At 34.9% G+C, this 16,433-nt stretch carries 14 protein-coding genes; 5 read left to right on the plus strand and 9 right to left on the minus strand.

Annotation, left to right across the window (positions count from 1 at the left end):
- Window positions 1-167 precede the first annotated feature (167 nt).
- The 4 genes from J3U56_RS06225 to J3U56_RS06240 all read right to left on the minus strand — a co-directional run bounded on the left by J3U56_RS06225 (window position 168) and on the right by J3U56_RS06240 (window position 7,060).
- Entirely contained in the window at window positions 168-1,757 is a 1,590-nt protein-coding gene (locus J3U56_RS06225) for a hypothetical protein (protein ID WP_267367079.1), read from the minus strand.
- Between the two features lie 281 nt (window positions 1,758-2,038).
- Complete coding sequence (locus J3U56_RS06230) at window positions 2,039-3,169, minus strand: ABC transporter permease (protein ID WP_267367080.1); 1,131 nt, start codon at window positions 3,167-3,169, stop codon at window positions 2,039-2,041.
- A gap of 5 nt (window positions 3,170-3,174) precedes the next feature.
- Window positions 3,175-5,973, minus strand: a complete 2,799-nt coding sequence (rbbA, locus tag J3U56_RS06235; RefSeq protein ID WP_267367082.1) for a ribosome-associated ATPase/putative transporter RbbA — start codon at window positions 5,971-5,973, stop codon at window positions 3,175-3,177.
- A gap of 13 nt (window positions 5,974-5,986) precedes the next feature.
- On the minus strand, window positions 5,987-7,060 hold the full coding sequence (locus tag J3U56_RS06240) for an HlyD family secretion protein (protein ID WP_267344098.1): 1,074 nt from the start codon (window positions 7,058-7,060) through the stop codon (window positions 5,987-5,989).
- Window positions 7,061-7,599: 539 nt separating this feature from the next.
- On the opposite strand from J3U56_RS06240, the gene argE reads away from it, so the two are divergent.
- Window positions 7,600-8,757: an acetylornithine deacetylase gene (gene argE, locus J3U56_RS06245; protein WP_416379705.1), complete on the plus strand. Its 1,158-nt coding sequence runs from the start codon at window positions 7,600-7,602 to the stop codon at window positions 8,755-8,757.
- 45 nt (window positions 8,758-8,802) lie between these two features.
- Here the strand turns inward: argE and J3U56_RS06250 are convergent, their stop codons facing one another.
- The gene (locus J3U56_RS06250; protein WP_267367084.1) at window positions 8,803-9,150 is read right to left on the minus strand and encodes a winged helix-turn-helix transcriptional regulator; all 348 of its coding nucleotides are present in this window, start codon (window positions 9,148-9,150) and stop codon (window positions 8,803-8,805) included.
- A gap of 107 nt (window positions 9,151-9,257) precedes the next feature.
- Here J3U56_RS06250 and J3U56_RS06255 point away from each other — a divergent pair, with 107 nt between their 5' ends.
- Window positions 9,258-9,818: an NAD(P)H-dependent oxidoreductase gene (locus J3U56_RS06255; protein WP_267367085.1), complete on the plus strand. Its 561-nt coding sequence runs from the start codon at window positions 9,258-9,260 to the stop codon at window positions 9,816-9,818.
- Between the two features lie 253 nt (window positions 9,819-10,071).
- Here J3U56_RS06255 and rnz read toward each other — a convergent pair whose 3' ends face one another.
- From rnz to J3U56_RS06270, 3 genes are all read right to left on the minus strand, one after another.
- Window positions 10,072-10,989 carry a ribonuclease Z gene (gene rnz / locus J3U56_RS06260; protein WP_267367086.1) on the minus strand — a complete coding sequence of 306 codons (918 nt, stop codon included), beginning with the start codon at window positions 10,987-10,989 and terminating at the stop codon, window positions 10,072-10,074.
- An 88-nt stretch (window positions 10,990-11,077) separates the two neighbouring features.
- On the minus strand, window positions 11,078-11,497 hold the full coding sequence (locus J3U56_RS06265) for a hypothetical protein (RefSeq protein ID WP_267367088.1): 420 nt from the start codon (window positions 11,495-11,497) through the stop codon (window positions 11,078-11,080).
- A 147-nt stretch (window positions 11,498-11,644) separates the two neighbouring features.
- Window positions 11,645-11,872: a YccJ family protein gene (locus J3U56_RS06270; protein WP_065633582.1), complete on the minus strand. Its 228-nt coding sequence runs from the start codon at window positions 11,870-11,872 to the stop codon at window positions 11,645-11,647.
- A gap of 75 nt (window positions 11,873-11,947) precedes the next feature.
- Between J3U56_RS06270 and yaaA the strand changes: the two genes are divergently transcribed.
- Both yaaA and J3U56_RS06280 read left to right on the plus strand, forming a co-directional pair.
- Complete coding sequence (gene yaaA / locus J3U56_RS06275; protein WP_267347687.1) at window positions 11,948-12,718, plus strand: peroxide stress protein YaaA; 771 nt, start codon at window positions 11,948-11,950, stop codon at window positions 12,716-12,718.
- A 19-nt stretch (window positions 12,719-12,737) separates the two neighbouring features.
- Complete coding sequence (locus tag J3U56_RS06280) at window positions 12,738-13,691, plus strand: AEC family transporter (protein ID WP_267344093.1); 954 nt, start codon at window positions 12,738-12,740, stop codon at window positions 13,689-13,691.
- Between the two features lie 5 nt (window positions 13,692-13,696).
- Here J3U56_RS06280 and J3U56_RS06285 read toward each other — a convergent pair whose 3' ends face one another.
- Window positions 13,697-14,554 carry a carboxylate/amino acid/amine transporter gene (locus J3U56_RS06285; RefSeq protein ID WP_267367090.1) on the minus strand — a complete coding sequence of 286 codons (858 nt, stop codon included), beginning with the start codon at window positions 14,552-14,554 and terminating at the stop codon, window positions 13,697-13,699.
- A gap of 249 nt (window positions 14,555-14,803) precedes the next feature.
- Between J3U56_RS06285 and J3U56_RS06290 the strand changes: the two genes are divergently transcribed.
- On the plus strand, window positions 14,804-16,396 hold the full coding sequence (locus J3U56_RS06290; protein ID WP_267332873.1) for an ABC-F family ATPase: 1,593 nt from the start codon (window positions 14,804-14,806) through the stop codon (window positions 16,394-16,396).
- The last annotated feature ends 37 nt before the right edge of the window (window positions 16,397-16,433 follow it).

Below are 16,433 nucleotides of genomic sequence, written 5' to 3' on the forward strand. Positions count from 1 at the left end.
CACAAAATAGTCGTTCCAATAAAGAGACTATATAGGTGTAAGTCTCTTGCTTTAAACCTATATAGTAGCTAACTTGCAACTAATGAGGCATCTAAAAATACACCTAACTAACCATTACAACTTAGCTCCTATAAAATAGGAACTAAGTATATAGTTTCACAATATTTTTATCGACAAATCGGTGTACATCCCTGTGCTAACTGTAATAAGTTATAACCTATGGCTCCTGTTTCAATATCAGTACTAAACATCATTTTGTCCATGTATACTTGATTAGTCCAAGTACAACCTGTTGAGGTATCAAAGTTACTATTAGGATAAGCTTTATATAACTCGCCCCACTCTCCAGCAAACGTACCATCAATATCTCTTGATAAACGTTCTTCGTTATTTTTAATCCATGCAGGTAAGGAACCTGTTCCATGTCCTGTGACAGCGTATTTAGCACTAGGTACATTGGTTAAATCTGTAACTGGATAGAAATAACTCGCTGCAACAGAGGCACTAATAACACCTAATCCATTTGGTTTTCCTGAACAAGCATTGGCAGCAGGAAATATATTATCGCCCGAGCTCATGGTATCTGACATTTTATACTGTGTACTCGGAAGTGGGCGAGCCCATTTATTCACTGTAAACGTATAGCTAAATGTTCTTTGTTCGAGCGGTGCACCAACTTTTGTTCTAGCGGTTAATGTTATGGTAAATGGAATAGTAGGACGATTGTCAGATCTAAGTGTAACAACCCCCTCACTCGTAATTGGCGCTAAAGATGGATTACTTGAAGAAAAACTATAATCAGTCTGTGCATTACTCATTTTGAGTGTGAAATTTGCGTAGTTGAATCCTGTTGTTGGAAATTTTTTTGATGCTGTAGGAGAGTAACCGCGATAAGGTTGAAAAACCGCTGGATTATAACCATTGGCAAATTTACAATTGGTTGAATTACATGTGTTATATTGATCTCGTCGTGAAGAGTCAAAAAATCTCAAACTACCTGGTTTAATATGGCAGATTTGTTGTTCATCAACTTTTATTGTATAGATTTTGCTGAAACTGCCATAGTCATTAATATAGGGAATGCCATATTTTGTTTGAACGCTAATATTATTAGAACTAATGGTTAAAGTATAAGGGCTTAGACATGAATCCATAATGCTATTTAATTGATCTGCGGTCACTGTTTTAGTCGTACCATCATAATCTTTATAACTCCAAATAGCTGTCAGCTTTCCCAAGACGGGTGGTTTTTCATTAACATCTTTTATTGATGTAAATTCATCACCATCGATATCACCATAATGTAATCCTTCTATGGTAGAAATATTTTTTGCCACCCCGTCAGCAATGACTTTCGTTTCGACCTGATTAAATTTAGTATTGGCCGATACCCAAAGTATTTCGTTTGATTTTGAAGGCGTGATATTAATAACGCCTTGTTTAGTTATCGGTGCTTTGAAACTAAACAAATCATCTAAATCTAGATAGGGTTTATTACCTTGAATTATTTGTACCGTTTTTGAAGTTAGCGCATAACTTAACTGACTAAACATTAATGTCATGACTAACAGTAAAAATACCTTAAAACAAAATTTAATTTTGTGACAAAAGAGATGGACAATAAGACGATAAAGTAAGCGTATTAATTTTTGATCAAGATTTTTAAGAAAAGAATAAAATAATTTACAACAATAGCCTTTTTCAATTACAGACTGTTTGTTATACAACAAATGTATGCCTGCTGCCTGCTTTACCACTATATAATACCATAAAAAACACCCTTACACAAGTTAAATCCATAGATAATACATTAATTTATTTGAAGAAATTAATGTATTAATAAATACGAGCTGGACTAGCTATTTTTTTAAAATAGCATAACAGTAATAAAAAGATGAAACACAATTTGGTAAAGAAAGTTTAATTGCATTTATATATTTCAATAATAGTAATTTTTTGAATAATCACAATGTGAAATGTTAAGGTAATCAATGGGTTTATGTTATTAACCCCAGAAACTGGGGTATAAAATATGTAATTACGATCCCATATTGACAATTGATTTTCGAAAACGCTTGAGGGAGATGATAAAAAACACACTACCAATAGCTAATAACCACGCGAAAGAAGTCCACACCACACTTAGACCAGCCCCACGATATAATATAGCTTGTCCTAACTCAACAAAATGAGTAGTTGGCGCAATCATCATAATATTTTGAACAATCTCTGGCATGCTTTCTCGAGGAGTGCTTCCGCCTGATAACATTTGTAATGGTAACAAAATTAAGATAAGCAACATCGCAAATTGAGCTGTTGATTTTGCTACTGTTGCCATGAAGATACCAAGTGACGTTGTCACAAATAAATGTAAAGCAGCACCAATAAGAAACAAGCTGATTGAACCTGCTATAGGTACACTTAACCAACTATGTACAACCAATAATAAAGCGACCCAAGTTGAAACCAGCACAACTAATCCCATTGACCAAATTTTAGAAAGCATAATTTCAAATGGTGTGACAGGCATAGAAAGAAGATGATCAATGGTGCCATGTTCCCTTTCTCGCATTAAAGCTGCCCCCGTTAAAATAATCGATAACGTAGTGACTATATTAATGATTTCCATAACAGAACCAAACCATGATCGGGTTAAGTTTGGGTTAAAAGCGGTATGCACTTGAATGTTAACGGGTAGATTTGTCGCTTTGCTATAACGATTCACATATTCAGTAATTTCACCTGTAATAATTTGTGTTATATAACCATTACCAACAAAAGCTTGTCCCATTCGCGTTGAATCAATATTAAGTTGTATTTCTGGATTTTGGTTATTAAGTACATCTCGTTGAAAATTAGGCGGAATATTTAATGCAAAGGTATAATTATCCGTATCCATACCCCGATCCACATCCTTCATTGAATATAATTTAACAGGATTATTAAACATAGGTGGATAAAACGCCGCAGTAATTTGCCTGGACAAGGGCGAGTCATCTTCGTCAACAATCGCAATTGACGCATGATGTAAGGAATCTGAAGTCGCAGTTGCAGCAATATAAATATCAAAGGTAAAACAGTAGGCTATTAATAAGAGCATAATAGGATCGCGTAATAATCCCCATAGCTCTTTTATACCTAGACGATAAATGTTGATTAACGTTTGCATAAGATCTACCCCTCCTGCTTTTTAAGCAGAAAAATACTAGCACCAAGCACTATTGGTATGGTAATTAATAAAGCCAAAATAGAGTTATGCAAATCAACAAAATTTAATGCTTTATTGAATATCCCACGCGCAATAATTAGCATATGGGTTGTAGGGTAAACTTCACCAATATATAGACCACTCCCTTCTAACGAGGCGACGGGATTTAACAATCCAGAAAACTGTATAGCAGGTAGCATGGTTCCAACACAAGTCAAGAAGATAACGGCAATTTGACTGCGTGTTATGGTTGATGCTAACAATCCAAATCCTGTAGAAATAATACAATAAGCAAAAGCAGCTAAACATAGAGTAAACAAACTACCTTTAATTGGCACCCCAAATATTGTAATTGCCATAATCAATAGCAATAGAAAGCTAAACATAGAAATAATAATATAAGGAACTTGTTTACCTAATAAGAACTCAGCCCGTGTTACCGGCGTGACATATAAATTAATGATTGAGCCCATCTCTTTTTCACGAACGACAGATAATGCCGCCAACATAGAAGGAATCATTAGCAATAAAATTGGAATAACGGCTGGTACCATCGATGGTAAGCTTTTAATATCGGGATTATAGCGATATCGAGTTTCAATATTAGCTAAGCTGGATGATTGTGAACTGGAGCTTTCTTTGTTTTTTTCACTTAACCAAGCAAGGTGCATACCTTGAACATAGCCTTTAATGGTATCAGCTCGCATTGGCATAGCACCATCAATCCATATAGCAATATCAACCGGATCACCACGTTGCACATCTCGACCAAAATTTGGTGGAATTTCAATAGCTAGCGCTATCTCATTGCTGCGTAATCTTGCATCCATATCATTATAGTCAGTTAAAGGAGGCTGTTCTATAAAATAGCGTTTAGATCCTGACAAATTAAGCGTGTAATTTTGACTAAGCTCACTCTGATCACGATCTAATACTGCAAAGCGTAAATCCTCAACATCCATCGTTATTCCATATCCCATCACGAGCATTAAGATCGCTGATCCTAACAAGGCTAATAATGCGCGAAGTGGATCACGTGATAATTCTAAAGTTTCACGCCATAAGCAACCAATCATGCGAGTAAAGCTGAAGCCTCGAAGGTGATGCTGCTCTTGAGTATGATCTTGATCATTAGTAACCGTTTTAGCATTCGTTGCTGAATTTTCATCGGCATGACTATCATCCGCACCTGCTTCAACTAAATAATCAATAAAAGCTTCTTCTAGTGTTTTAGCTTTTTTTGACGCAATAATATTATCTGGGGTATCACTTGCTAATACTTTACCAGCATGCATTAACGATATTCTATCGCACCTTGCTGCTTCGTTCATAAAATGGGTAGTAATAAAGACAGTAACTTTATCTTGTCTTGATAATTCAATAATTAAACGCCAAAAGTCATCACGGGCTATAGGATCGACACCTGAAGTGGGTTCATCGAGAATAAGAATTTCAGGATTATGCACAACAGCAACAGAGAGTGATAACCGCTGTTTAACGCCCAAAGGTAAACTATCAGGTAAACTTTGCCTATGTTGTTCGAGTCCAAAACGTTTAACTAATTGTTCAACGCGTTCTGGTATTTTGCTTTCTGTGATACCAAATAGGCGAGCGTGCAACACAAGATTCTGTTCAACCGTCAATTCACTATACAATGAAAAAGCTTGTGACATATAACCTAAGTGTCGCCTGACATTAATATCACTGGCATCAACTGGCTTACCAAATAACCATGCTTGCCCTGACGAAATCGGTAATAAACCAGTAAGCATTTTCATGGTTGTTGATTTGCCACAACCATTAGATCCTAAAAAGCCAAAAATTTCCCCTTGTTTAATTGAAAAATTAACATGATCAACAGCGATAAAATCACCGAATTGTTTAGTTAAATCTTTTGCTTCGATGGCTACTTGTAAATCTTTTGAAAGATCTAAGGGTGGAATTTCGACGGGTTGATAACCTTGTTTTGCATCTTCTGGCATTAATTGGATGAAAGCATCATCTAAATTATCTTTTCCAGTTTGGTTTAATAGCGATTGAGGCGTTCCAGTTTCAAGGATTTTTCCGCCATACATAGCAACTAACCAATCAAAATTTTGCGCTTCATCCATGTAAGCAGTAGCTACAATCACGCTCATTTGTGGCCTTTGCGAACGAATTTTGTTAATCAGTTGCCAAAATTGAGCACGTGAAAGCGGATCGACCCCTGTTGTAGGCTCATCAAGAATTAATAAATCAGGATCATGAATTAAAGCAGAACATAAACTAACTTTTTGTTTCATCCCACCAGATAAACGACCGGCAGGTCTGGATAAAAATGGATAAAGTCCTGTGCTATGCGTTAATTCATCAATGCGACGTCGCCGTTCGGCCGCATCATTACCAAAAAGCCGAGCAAAAAATTGTAAATTTTCTTCAACGGATAATGTTGGATATAAATTTTTACCTAAGCCTTGAGGCATGTAAGCAATACGGGTACAAACTTTATTGCGATGTGATTTATCGTGCATATCACCATCTAAAACATACACCAACCCTTCTTGAATAACATGTGCACCAGCAATGAGTGACAATAAACTTGATTTACCTACCCCATCAGGTCCAATCAATCCTACCATGCACTTTGGTGGAATTTGTAAACTCACATTATTCAACGCACAGGTTTTTTTATAATGCAACGTCACATTTGAAACGGTTACCACTGCGTCATCTATCGATTTAACATTATGAGCGATAGATAAATCTTTATTGTCTGATTCTGACATAAGCTATCTCCAATTATTTAGTTGGACATTTAGCAACATCAGATAACTTAGCTGGCCACGGAGTTTTAGGATCGATCCGTACCCAAGCAACGCCAGGCACACCAGTTTTAACTTGAGTAAGATAACATTGTAATAATTCTGGGCTTAGTTGAGCTTTAACCCTGAACATTAATTTTTGACGCTCATCTTTGGTTTCAACAGTTTTAGGGGTAAATTGTGCCACACTAGAGACAAATGAAACTTTAGCCGAAATCGCAACATCTGGAAGCGCATCTAAGACTAATCTAACTTCATCACCAATCGCTACTTTTCCAGCTATGGTTTCGGGTAAAAAGAAAGTTAAGTAAACATCGGATAAATTAACCAGATTCAAAACCTTTCCACCAGCAGGCAATACTTCACTAACTTGTGCTATACGATATTGAATTCTCCCATCAACAGGGGCGGTTAATGTACTATCATCTATATCTGCTTGAATTTTTGTAATATTAGCACTAGCAACATTAATCGCTGAATGAGAACTATCCACACCTGCTTGAGCAACCTCAATAGCAGCATCAGCGGCTGTCACTTGGGATTTTGCAGAATCTAACGCCGCTTTTGCACTATTCACTTTTGCGGTATCGTCATCAAATTGTTGGATAGATAATGCCCCTTTTTGGTAAAGAGTTGTTGTTCGTTGTAAATGCTTTTGAGCAATATCGAGATCACTTTCCCGTTGATTCACATCAGCTTGAGCAGCGACTTTATCACTCATTTTTAGTGAGACTTGGGCTTTGGAACTTGCTTCATTACTTATGGCCTGTCGATATTGAGCTTGTGCTTCGTTCAATTGAGCTTGCAAGGTATTGGTTTGCATAATAACTAATGGTTGGCCTGCTTTAACAAAATCACCTTCATTAACACTAATTTTCTCGATTCTGCCAGCAAGCTTTGTTGAAATATTAATTTCTGTCGCCTCTATACGACCATTGCCACTTACAAAATCTGGGCCAAATCCATCAGTTTTTAATTGTTGCCACAAGATACCACCACCAATAACAACGACAACAACAATAAGACCCCATTTCTTACTTATTTGTTTCATGACCTACATCCCATTTTAAACTGATTATTTATATTATAAATTTCATAACGTTAATGTGTGTTTTATATGCATAATGCATCGACATGAGTTAAATAATATCAGATGTTTTTTATAAATAAAATCAACTATAAAAACAAAGGCAGTAAAAGCTAAAAAATTTAATTTAAAACATCAAAGATGTTTAAAAAACATGAGTAATCATAAAGAAAAGTGTACTTCAATTCAGAAAGCTTATTAATCAATTATTGGTAAATTAACCCTCTTTGATAAATACGTATTTATTATCTACACCATGGATTTATCTAATTTATTTCAAATAATGTATTAATCCGCTATCTACAAATTAACTATTTTTGTATCAAAGCACGTTATCGACTATAACGTTTAATATTATCTGACTAAAACTTTATAAAATTGAAATTCATCTTATAAAATAATTAATGAAACCATTTAGTTGTATATAGGAAAATGATAATGTAAGTGGTATGCTTGCGAGAACGATTATTCGACATTAAGATTTTTTTCACAAGGTGATTTTTATGACACTTCCCTCTTTTTTAACACTTTATAACGAACTTATTTCGACTCCAACCATTAGTAATGTAACCAATGCTAAATTAGATTATTCCAATAAACCACTCATAGATAAATTAGCCAATTGGTTTGAAGAGCTTGGATTTACTATCGAAATTCAAGCTGTCCCAAATACGCGTCATAAGTTTAATATGCTCGCAACGTATTCAAATAGTAACAATAAAACTCAAGGTGGCTTATTATTAAGTGGTCATAGTGATACAGTGCCATTTGATGATGGGCAATGGACAAAAGATCCATTCAAATTAACTGAAGAAAATAATAAGTTATATGGACTTGGTACCGCTGATATGAAAGGATTTTTTGCTTTCATTCTCGATGCTTTGCGAGATATTGATCTAAAAAAACTCACCAAACCAATTTATGTACTAGCCACCGCAGATGAAGAAACCTCAATGGCTGGTGCTTCATTTTTTGCTAAACAAACTCAATTAAAACCTGATTGCACAATTATTGGCGAACCCACATCATTAATTCCTATCCGAGCTCACAAAGGTTTTTTATCCAATTCAATTAAAGTTATTGGTAAGTCTGGGCACTCAAGCGATCCGGACAAAGGCATTAATGCAATTGAAGTGATGCATTTAGCTATTGAACGTCTATTAATCCTTAAACAAAAATTCAAAGAACAATATCATAATGATGGCTTTAGTGTGCCCTATCCTACCTTGAATTTAGGTGTGATTCATGGCGGTGATGCGGCTAATCGCATTTGTGGCTGTTGTGAATTAATTATTGATATTCGGGTATTACCAGATAATGATGTTGACACATTATATAATGCGCTATGTGAAGCATTAAAACCCGTTATGGATAAATACCCTAATCGTATTTCAGTAGAATATGAAGTATCACCCATTCCAGGATACGAATGTAAAAAAGATCACCCTGCATTGCAGCACATTGAAAATTTAGTGGGTCATCAAGCACAAACTGTCAATTACAGTACTGAAGCGCCTTATTTAAATCAAATTGCGCCAACCATTGTTTTAGGACCTGGCTCGATTGAACAAGCTCACCAACCTGACGAATTTATTTCAATGGATTTTATAAAACCAACAAAAGTAACGATTGAAAATTTGATTAAAGATTTTTGCATCTAACCATAGAAACACGCCGACTCCGTCGGCGAATAAAGTTATCTTGAATTATGCTAATGTGTCATTTTTATGGTTATTTCCCCATTGGCAAAGCCTATCTAAAATCGGTACCAAAGACTTACCTCGGTCTAATAACCCATATTCCACTTTAGGGGGAATTTGCGGATATTCTTTTCTGAAAATCAATTTATCCCTTTCCATCTCTTTTAAAGTATTACTTAGCGTTTTAAACGAAATGTTATTGATACTCCGTTTAAGTTCATTAAATCGCATTGATGGTTGATTTTCGTTTAACCAATAAAGAATAACAATCTTGTACTTACCTCGAATCATTGAAAGTGTGTAATTAAATCCACTATTCTCAAAATGATCTTCGGCACAATGATGATTTTCCATGTTTACACTCTCCCTAACGATAGTACATAACTGTAATTACCGTACTTTAAAAATAATGGTATCAAGACTATTATGGCTCAATTATAAATAGATAAGGAATATTGACAATGAAACGGACTTTAGTGATTATTGCTCATCCAGATTTAGCTTCTTCAAAGGTTAACCGATGCTGGTTTAATAAATTAAATCAATATCATGATCAAATAACCTTACATGATCTTTATTCACACTATCCCTCTTATAAAATTGATCCGAGTTTCGAACAAAGCTTAATTGAAAATCATCAAAACTTAGTTATTCAATTTCCAATATATTGGTTTAATTGTCCGCCATTATTAAAACAGTGGCTCGATGAGGTTATGACTTATGGTTGGGCATTTGGTTCTTCAGGAAACAAATTAACAAATAAAAAAGTAGGATTAGCGGTTTCAGCGGGCATAAAAAAAGCTGATTACTGCGAATCTGGACAGTATAAATATACGCTCGAGCAAATTCTAAGACCATTCGAATTAACAATGAATTATGTTCAAGCTGATTATCAGCCCCTTTTTGCGATTTATGGCGCAAATAATGAGCCAGACTACCCAGATAAAATTACACAAAACGATATCGAAAAAAGTGCAGACAATTATGTAATTTGGATGAAAAATTTAGGAATGCTAATTTAAATTATTTAATTAAAGTACATTCATGCCTATCATTAAATAAAGCTATTAACGGTTAAAAATATAACTTAAATTACCAACAATGTAGCGAATTTTTCATTGAAATTGGTACATATGATTCTATTTTTAAACAGAAAAATAAAACAACCAAGGCACCTAAATATTATTTAAAAATATCTATGGTTTTTAGATCTAATTGCCCTTTATTACCAAATTGATGCAGTAGCGAACAATCCGGCAATAACGGTAAACCAGATTAAACTTGAAAAGTGGCAAAATCAGTCGCGATCTCACTATTCGCAAATACTGTTTTCGCTTCATCCACTAATTTTTGATTATCTTTTGCGTTATAACGAGGGCTAATATGCGTTATGATTAGGCGTTTAGCGTTAGCTTGTTTTGCAATTGTGGCTGCATGAACAGTAGTTGAATGCCCACGCTCAAGGGCTTTCTCACTTAAGGCATCTTCCTGTGTAGCTTCATGCACCAGCAAATCAACATCGTTAGCCAATTCAACTGACGCATCACAAGGTATTGTATCACCTAAAATTGCCAGTTTTTTACCTTTTCGAATATCGCCTTGATAATCACGCCCATCAATTACTCGCCCATCTTCAAGCGTGACGGTTTTTCCTTCCTTCAAGGATGAGTAAAACGAACCAATATGAATCCCATCTTGCTGTAATTTATCAATATCTAACGTTGCAGGTAGATCTTTTTGGATTATTCGATAACCAAAACACGGTACACGATGTTGTAATAATTTAGCTTCAACGCAAAACCGATGATCGTCAAAAACAGTGCCATCCGCTTCTAATTCAATAATATTTAGTGGATAAGTTAACCAAGATTGACTGACTTCAATTACTGTCTCAATAAATCGCTTGATCCCTTTTGGGGCAATTAATGTTAGAGGTGATTGATTCTGCAGTAAAGAACGACTGGTTAACACACCCGGTAAGCCAAACAGATGATCACCATGCAGGTGGGTTAAAAAAATCACCTCCAATTTAGCCAAGCTAAATTTCGCTTTTTGCATCTGCATTTGTGTGGCTTCACCACAATCAAAAAGCCAGAGTCGCCCTCGTTCTTGCCTAACATCTAGCATAATACTACTAACATTACGTTCAGCCGTTGGTGAGCCGGCACTGGTGCCTAAAAAGGTTATGTTCATAAAATCTATCTATTATTTTTGTTTTTGTACTCAATATAAGAATAGCTCAACTGTTGGCTATTCAACTATTTATTATAGTAACCTTGGTTTATTTATTTTTTAAATTCAGATCAGAAAGTTCATGACCAAGGTGATCGGCTTGGCGATAATTAAGTTTGGTTACACAAGTTAAACGCCGCATTTCAAGTGCATTAGTTATTGCACCACCGCCTAAAGATTTGAAATATTGGCAATGTACATCACGATAATGAGCAAACGCTTCGTTAGATAGAGTCAATTTGCGTTTAGCTAAAAGCGTAAACTGCTCATCGTCATCCCATTTTGAAAGTAAATTAAAAGCGTTTTGCTCCGCCTGCTGTAAAGCAAGTTGGCTTTGTTTAGCCTGTTTTTGTAAACACACTAATCGATCTGATTGTGAAAAAGCCTCACACTCGTCAAGCTGGGCTATCATTTTATCGGCCAAGTCAGCAGTTGTAGAGGCAAAAATACTAAAGGATGATAAATTCAATGTTAACACTACAATTAACGTAACTATTCTCATTTTTGATTATTTATCATCACATACCTAACATATTGTTCATATCTGATAATGAAGGTACAGCATCAATTGATTTATGCAATCTTATTGATGAATAACGATATTGATGATGAGATATTAAATATTTTTTCGCTCAATAGTCTGCTCACCCCAAAATAGCTTGTCTGCTTTAGTTTTAGAAAAAGCAAGTTTTAAAACCTCATCACTCCCTTCTGACCAAATTTGTTCAGCTAACTTTTCATCGTGATTGGCTAATTCAAAAATAGCTTCTGCAATTTCAATTGAAGTTTCACGAACACTAGCCCACGCACGAATTTCATGTATATCTTTTTTAATTAAATTCATCTTATTGCTCCTTCTTTGATAAGATTATGTGTAAAATAAACCTAAATCAGACAAAATTCAATAGGTGATGAATATATGCTTACAGTTATCTCCCCTGCAAAAACACTTGATTATCAAAGTCCACTTATTACCAAACAAAATACTTTACCGCAATTTTTACATCAATCAGAAAAACTCATTATGGATTGTAAAAAATTGAACGTTGAAGATTTGTCTAAATTAATGGCTATAAGTTCTAACTTAGCTGAAGTTAATTATGAACGTTTTCAAAATTGGCATAGTGATTTTAATCTTGAAAATGCAAGGCAAGCTATTTTGGCATTTAAAGGTGATGTTTACGAAGGACTTCATGTTCAGGATTTTAATGAGAAAGAGTTACAATTTGCTCAGTCTCATTTAAGAATTTTGTCGGGACTGTACGGTATCTTAAGGCCGCTTGATTTAATTCAACCTTACCGCCTCGAAATGGGAATTCGCTTAAAAAATGGTAAAAATACCAATCTTTATCAATTTTGGGGTGAACAATTAACTGATAGCCTAAATAAAGAATTAGCTAAAACACCAAAACCAACGTTACTCAACTTAGCATCAAATGAATATTTTAAAGCGATCAAACCAAAACAATTAAAAGCAACAATTATTCAACCCGTTTTTTTAGATAAAAGCAAAGATGAATATAAAGTGATCAGCTTTTATGCTAAAAAAGCACGTGGATTAATGAGTCGCTTTATTATAAAAAATAGCATTGATAACAGCGAGGATATTAAAAATTTTAATTTGGAAGGCTATCAGTTTGATGCCAAACGTTCAACTGAATTAGAATGGTACTTCACGCGAAAGCATTAACTTAATGTAGAATGATCAAATGGAATTCCTTTTTACCTTATGGTTACAATTTTTAGCAACGCTGCCTCTATTTATTTTAATTTTATTGGGTTACTTAGCCATTAAATTGGGTAAATGGCAAAAAACAGTGACTGATAGCTTAACCAAATTTACATTTTATATAGCGTTTCCAATTATGCTATTTCAGATAATGAGTCATTTTTCTGAGCACTCGCATATTGATATTAAGCTATTATTAGTCTTTTTTGGTGGTACATTTATAGTGTTTGCTATTGGTTGCGTTATTGCATCTAAATTATTTAAATTAAATGGCAGTGAAAGTACGATGTTTGCAATGGGCGGCATTTACACAAATACGGTTTTTGTCGGCATCCCCATTATTAAAATGTTGTTAGGCGATAGTGCTATCCCAATCGTTGCCATCATTGTTATATTTAATGCATTAATTTTATGGACATTGGCTAGTGTATCGATTGAATTTGTCCAAATAGGTAAACTATCGTTTAAGAGCATACTGCAAGCGTTTAAAAAAGTATCAAAAAACCCTATCATTATCGGCATTTTTTTTGGTCTTATTGTAAATTACTCTGGAATTCCTTTGCCAAAATTTATTAACCAATCAAGCCAAATGGTTAGCGATATGACTGCACCACTTTCGCTAATCGTATTAGGCATGGGGCTTGCCGAATATAAGCTTCGCGATAATATTTTGATTACGACAGCAATCTGTACATTAAAATTAGCGGTGTTACCCATTGTTACCTATATTTTAGGTAAACTCATTGGGCTACCAACTTTAGAATTACAAGTCGTTGTGCTATTAAGTTCTGTGTCGATTGCCATCAATTGTTATATGATGGCAAGGCAATTTGCTGTATTACAAGGTCCAATTGCTTCAAGTTTGTTGATATCAACGGCATTATCATCCATGACAACACCGTTAATTCTATCCATAATGTTACAGCTTGCTTAGAAAAATTAATTTGCCTCTAATTTTTTGAATTTATGATGCAAAATCAAAGCAAAAACAATAACGACACTACCTAGTGAAAAACGGCCCCAATCAATCGATTGATGCCAAATAACAACATTCACTAAAATACCTGTTGGTATAACCACATTATTCATAATGGCTAAGGTGCCAGAATCGACTTTTGTCGCACCATAATTCCATAAAAAATAGCATAACCCCGATGCCACAACTCCAAGCCATACAATAATCCACCATTGTATGCTACTCGTCGGCAATTTAGATGAATTGCCAAATATTAACCAGCCAATACTTGCAACTATAATCGCGCCTAAATAGACCCACGCAAAAGCGTGATGTTGCGGCAGTGGATAGAGTTCCATGATTCGTTTATAACCAACCTGCCCTAATGCAAACACAATATTCGCGCCTTGAATCAATAAAAATCCAATAATAAATTGACTACTAATATGATCATAACGAATTATTGCTGCACCAACAACAGCAATAACAGCCGTTAATAAATACGACAGTCTTAACCGATGGCGCTGCAATAAATCATAAATAATTGTGACATAAATAGGGGTAGTAATAGTAAAGAGTAATACTTCTGGGACTGAAATATATTGGAAAGAATTATAATAAAAAAAATACATAATGCCCAATTGACATGCGCCAACCCCCATTAACGATACCATCTGTTTTGGCAAAATATTTTTGATACGAAAAAAAGGAATAAAAGTAACAAATGCTAAAAGTACACGCATTACCACAGCAAACCAAGTATCCACTTGTCCACTTAAATAAATGCCAATAAAACTGAAAGAAAACGACCAGACAATTGTCACAATAATAAGATATAGCATAATTAATCTAAAGTAATAATGATCAGGCAGGCATGGTATCAATCCGCGCCTTGAATGTAAACAGAATTTAAACTTAAATGTTTACCATCATTGACCACATTAAATAACCAATAAAAGGGAGATATAAAACACTAAACAATAATCCTCAATAACGATTAATTATGGCATAATGTGCGCCAAATTATATTTTGGCTATTTTACAACATGGCTTTGAGCAAAATAGCCTTAACAATTCGAGAGTATAAATAAGTGTTAAGTACAAATAACATCACAATGCAATTTGGCAGTAAACCTTTATTTGAAAACATTTCTGTTAAGTTTGGTAATGGTAATCGCTATGGTCTTATTGGTGCCAATGGTAGTGGTAAATCGACTTTTATGAAGATTATTGGTGGTGATTTAGTTCCCACTTCAGGTAATGTTGCTTTAGATCCACATGAAAGACTAGGTAAATTGCGTCAAGATCAGTTCGCCTTTGAAACATTCACGGTTCTTGATACTGTCATTATGGGCCATACTGAACTGTGGCAAATTAAACAAGAGCGTGATCGCATCTACGCTCTGCCCGAAATGAGTGAAGAAGATGGTTTTAAAGTTGCCGATTTAGAAACGCAGTATGCCGAAATGGATGGTTACAGTGCTGAAGCTCGCGCAGGCGAATTATTATTGGGCGTTGGTATTCCCATTGAACAACATTATGGATTAATGAGTGAGATAGCGCCAGGTTGGAAGTTAAGAGTCCTTTTAGCACAAGCACTGTTTTCTAATCCCGATATTTTATTATTAGATGAACCAACCAATAACCTTGATATTGACACTATCCGTTGGTTAGAAGATACCCTTAATGAACGTGAAAGTACCATGATTATTATTTCGCATGATCGCCATTTTCTCAATATGGTTTGTACCCATATGGCAGACTTGGATTATGGTGAATTGCGCATCTATCCAGGTAATTACGATGATTACATGACGGCATCAACGCAAGCCAGAGAGCGTTTATTAGCCGATAATGCCAAAAAGAAAGCACAAATTAATGAATTACAATCGTTTGTTAGTCGCTTTAGTGCTAACGCATCAAAATCAAAACAAGCGACATCACGCGCAAAGCAGATTGAAAAAATTAAATTAGAAGAAGTTAAAGCTTCTAGTCGGCAAAATCCATTTATCCGTTTTGAGCAAGATAAAAAATTATTCCGTAATGCACTTGTCGTTGAAAATCTCACCAAAGGATTTGATAACGGACCACTATTTAAAGATCTTAATTTAATGGTTGAGGTCGGTGAAAAAGTGGCTATTTTGGGGACTAATGGTATTGGTAAATCAACCTTACTTAAAACGTTAATGGGCGAACTAACACCTGAATCAGGTGATATTAAATGGTCAGAAAATGCCAATATTGGTTATTATGCCCAAGATCATGAATATGAATTTGAAGAAGACTTAACGGTATTTGACTGGATGAGTCAATGGAAACAACCAACCGATGATGAACAAGCGGTTCGAAGTATTTTAGGGCGTTTACTATTTTCACAAGATGATATAAAGAAACAAGTTAAAGTATTATCTGGCGGTGAAAAAGGTCGTATGCTATTTGGTAAATTAATGATGCAACGTCCAAATATCATTGTCATGGACGAACCAACCAATCATCTTGATATGGAATCGATTGAATCGTTAAATATGGCATTAGAGCTTTATCAAGGAACGCTATTTTTTGTTTCGCATGACCGTGAATTTGTTAGCTCACTTGCAACTCGTATTATCGAAATCACCCCAGAAAAAGTGATTGATTATACCGGTAATTATGAAGATTACTTGCGTAGCCAAGGGATTGAATAATAATATTGTTTCATTAATAAAAAATAGCCACGTTAGT

It is taken from the genome of Gilliamella sp. B2824 (assembly GCF_026536245.1).
Lineage (GTDB): Bacteria > Pseudomonadota > Gammaproteobacteria > Enterobacterales > Orbaceae > Gilliamella.

Bases quoted from the DNA above. Each gene is read 5' to 3' on its own strand.
- J3U56_RS06230 (WP_267367080.1), bottom strand. From the start codon at position 3,169: ATGCAAACGTTAATCAACATTTATCGTCTAGGTATAAAAGAGCTATGG.
- J3U56_RS06270 (WP_065633582.1), bottom strand. From the start codon at position 11,872: ATGAATTTAATTAAAAAAGATATACATGAAATTCGTGCGTGGGCTAGT.
- J3U56_RS06285 (WP_267367090.1), bottom strand. From the start codon at position 14,554: ATGCTATATCTTATTATTGTGACAATTGTCTGGTCGTTTTCTTTCAGT.
- rbbA (WP_267367082.1), bottom strand. From the start codon at position 5,973: ATGTCAGAATCAGACAATAAAGATTTATCTATCGCTCATAATGTTAAA.
- rnz (WP_267367086.1), bottom strand. From the start codon at position 10,989: ATGAACATAACCTTTTTAGGCACCAGTGCCGGCTCACCAACGGCTGAA.
- J3U56_RS06280 (WP_267344093.1), top strand. From the start codon at position 12,738: ATGGAATTCCTTTTTACCTTATGGTTACAATTTTTAGCAACGCTGCCT.
- J3U56_RS06250 (WP_267367084.1), bottom strand. From the start codon at position 9,150: ATGGAAAATCATCATTGTGCCGAAGATCATTTTGAGAATAGTGGATTT.
- J3U56_RS06255 (WP_267367085.1), top strand. From the start codon at position 9,258: ATGAAACGGACTTTAGTGATTATTGCTCATCCAGATTTAGCTTCTTCA.
- J3U56_RS06240 (WP_267344098.1), bottom strand. From the start codon at position 7,060: ATGAAACAAATAAGTAAGAAATGGGGTCTTATTGTTGTTGTCGTTGTT.
- argE (WP_416379705.1), top strand. From the start codon at position 7,600: ATGACACTTCCCTCTTTTTTAACACTTTATAACGAACTTATTTCGACT.
- yaaA (WP_267347687.1), top strand. From the start codon at position 11,948: ATGCTTACAGTTATCTCCCCTGCAAAAACACTTGATTATCAAAGTCCA.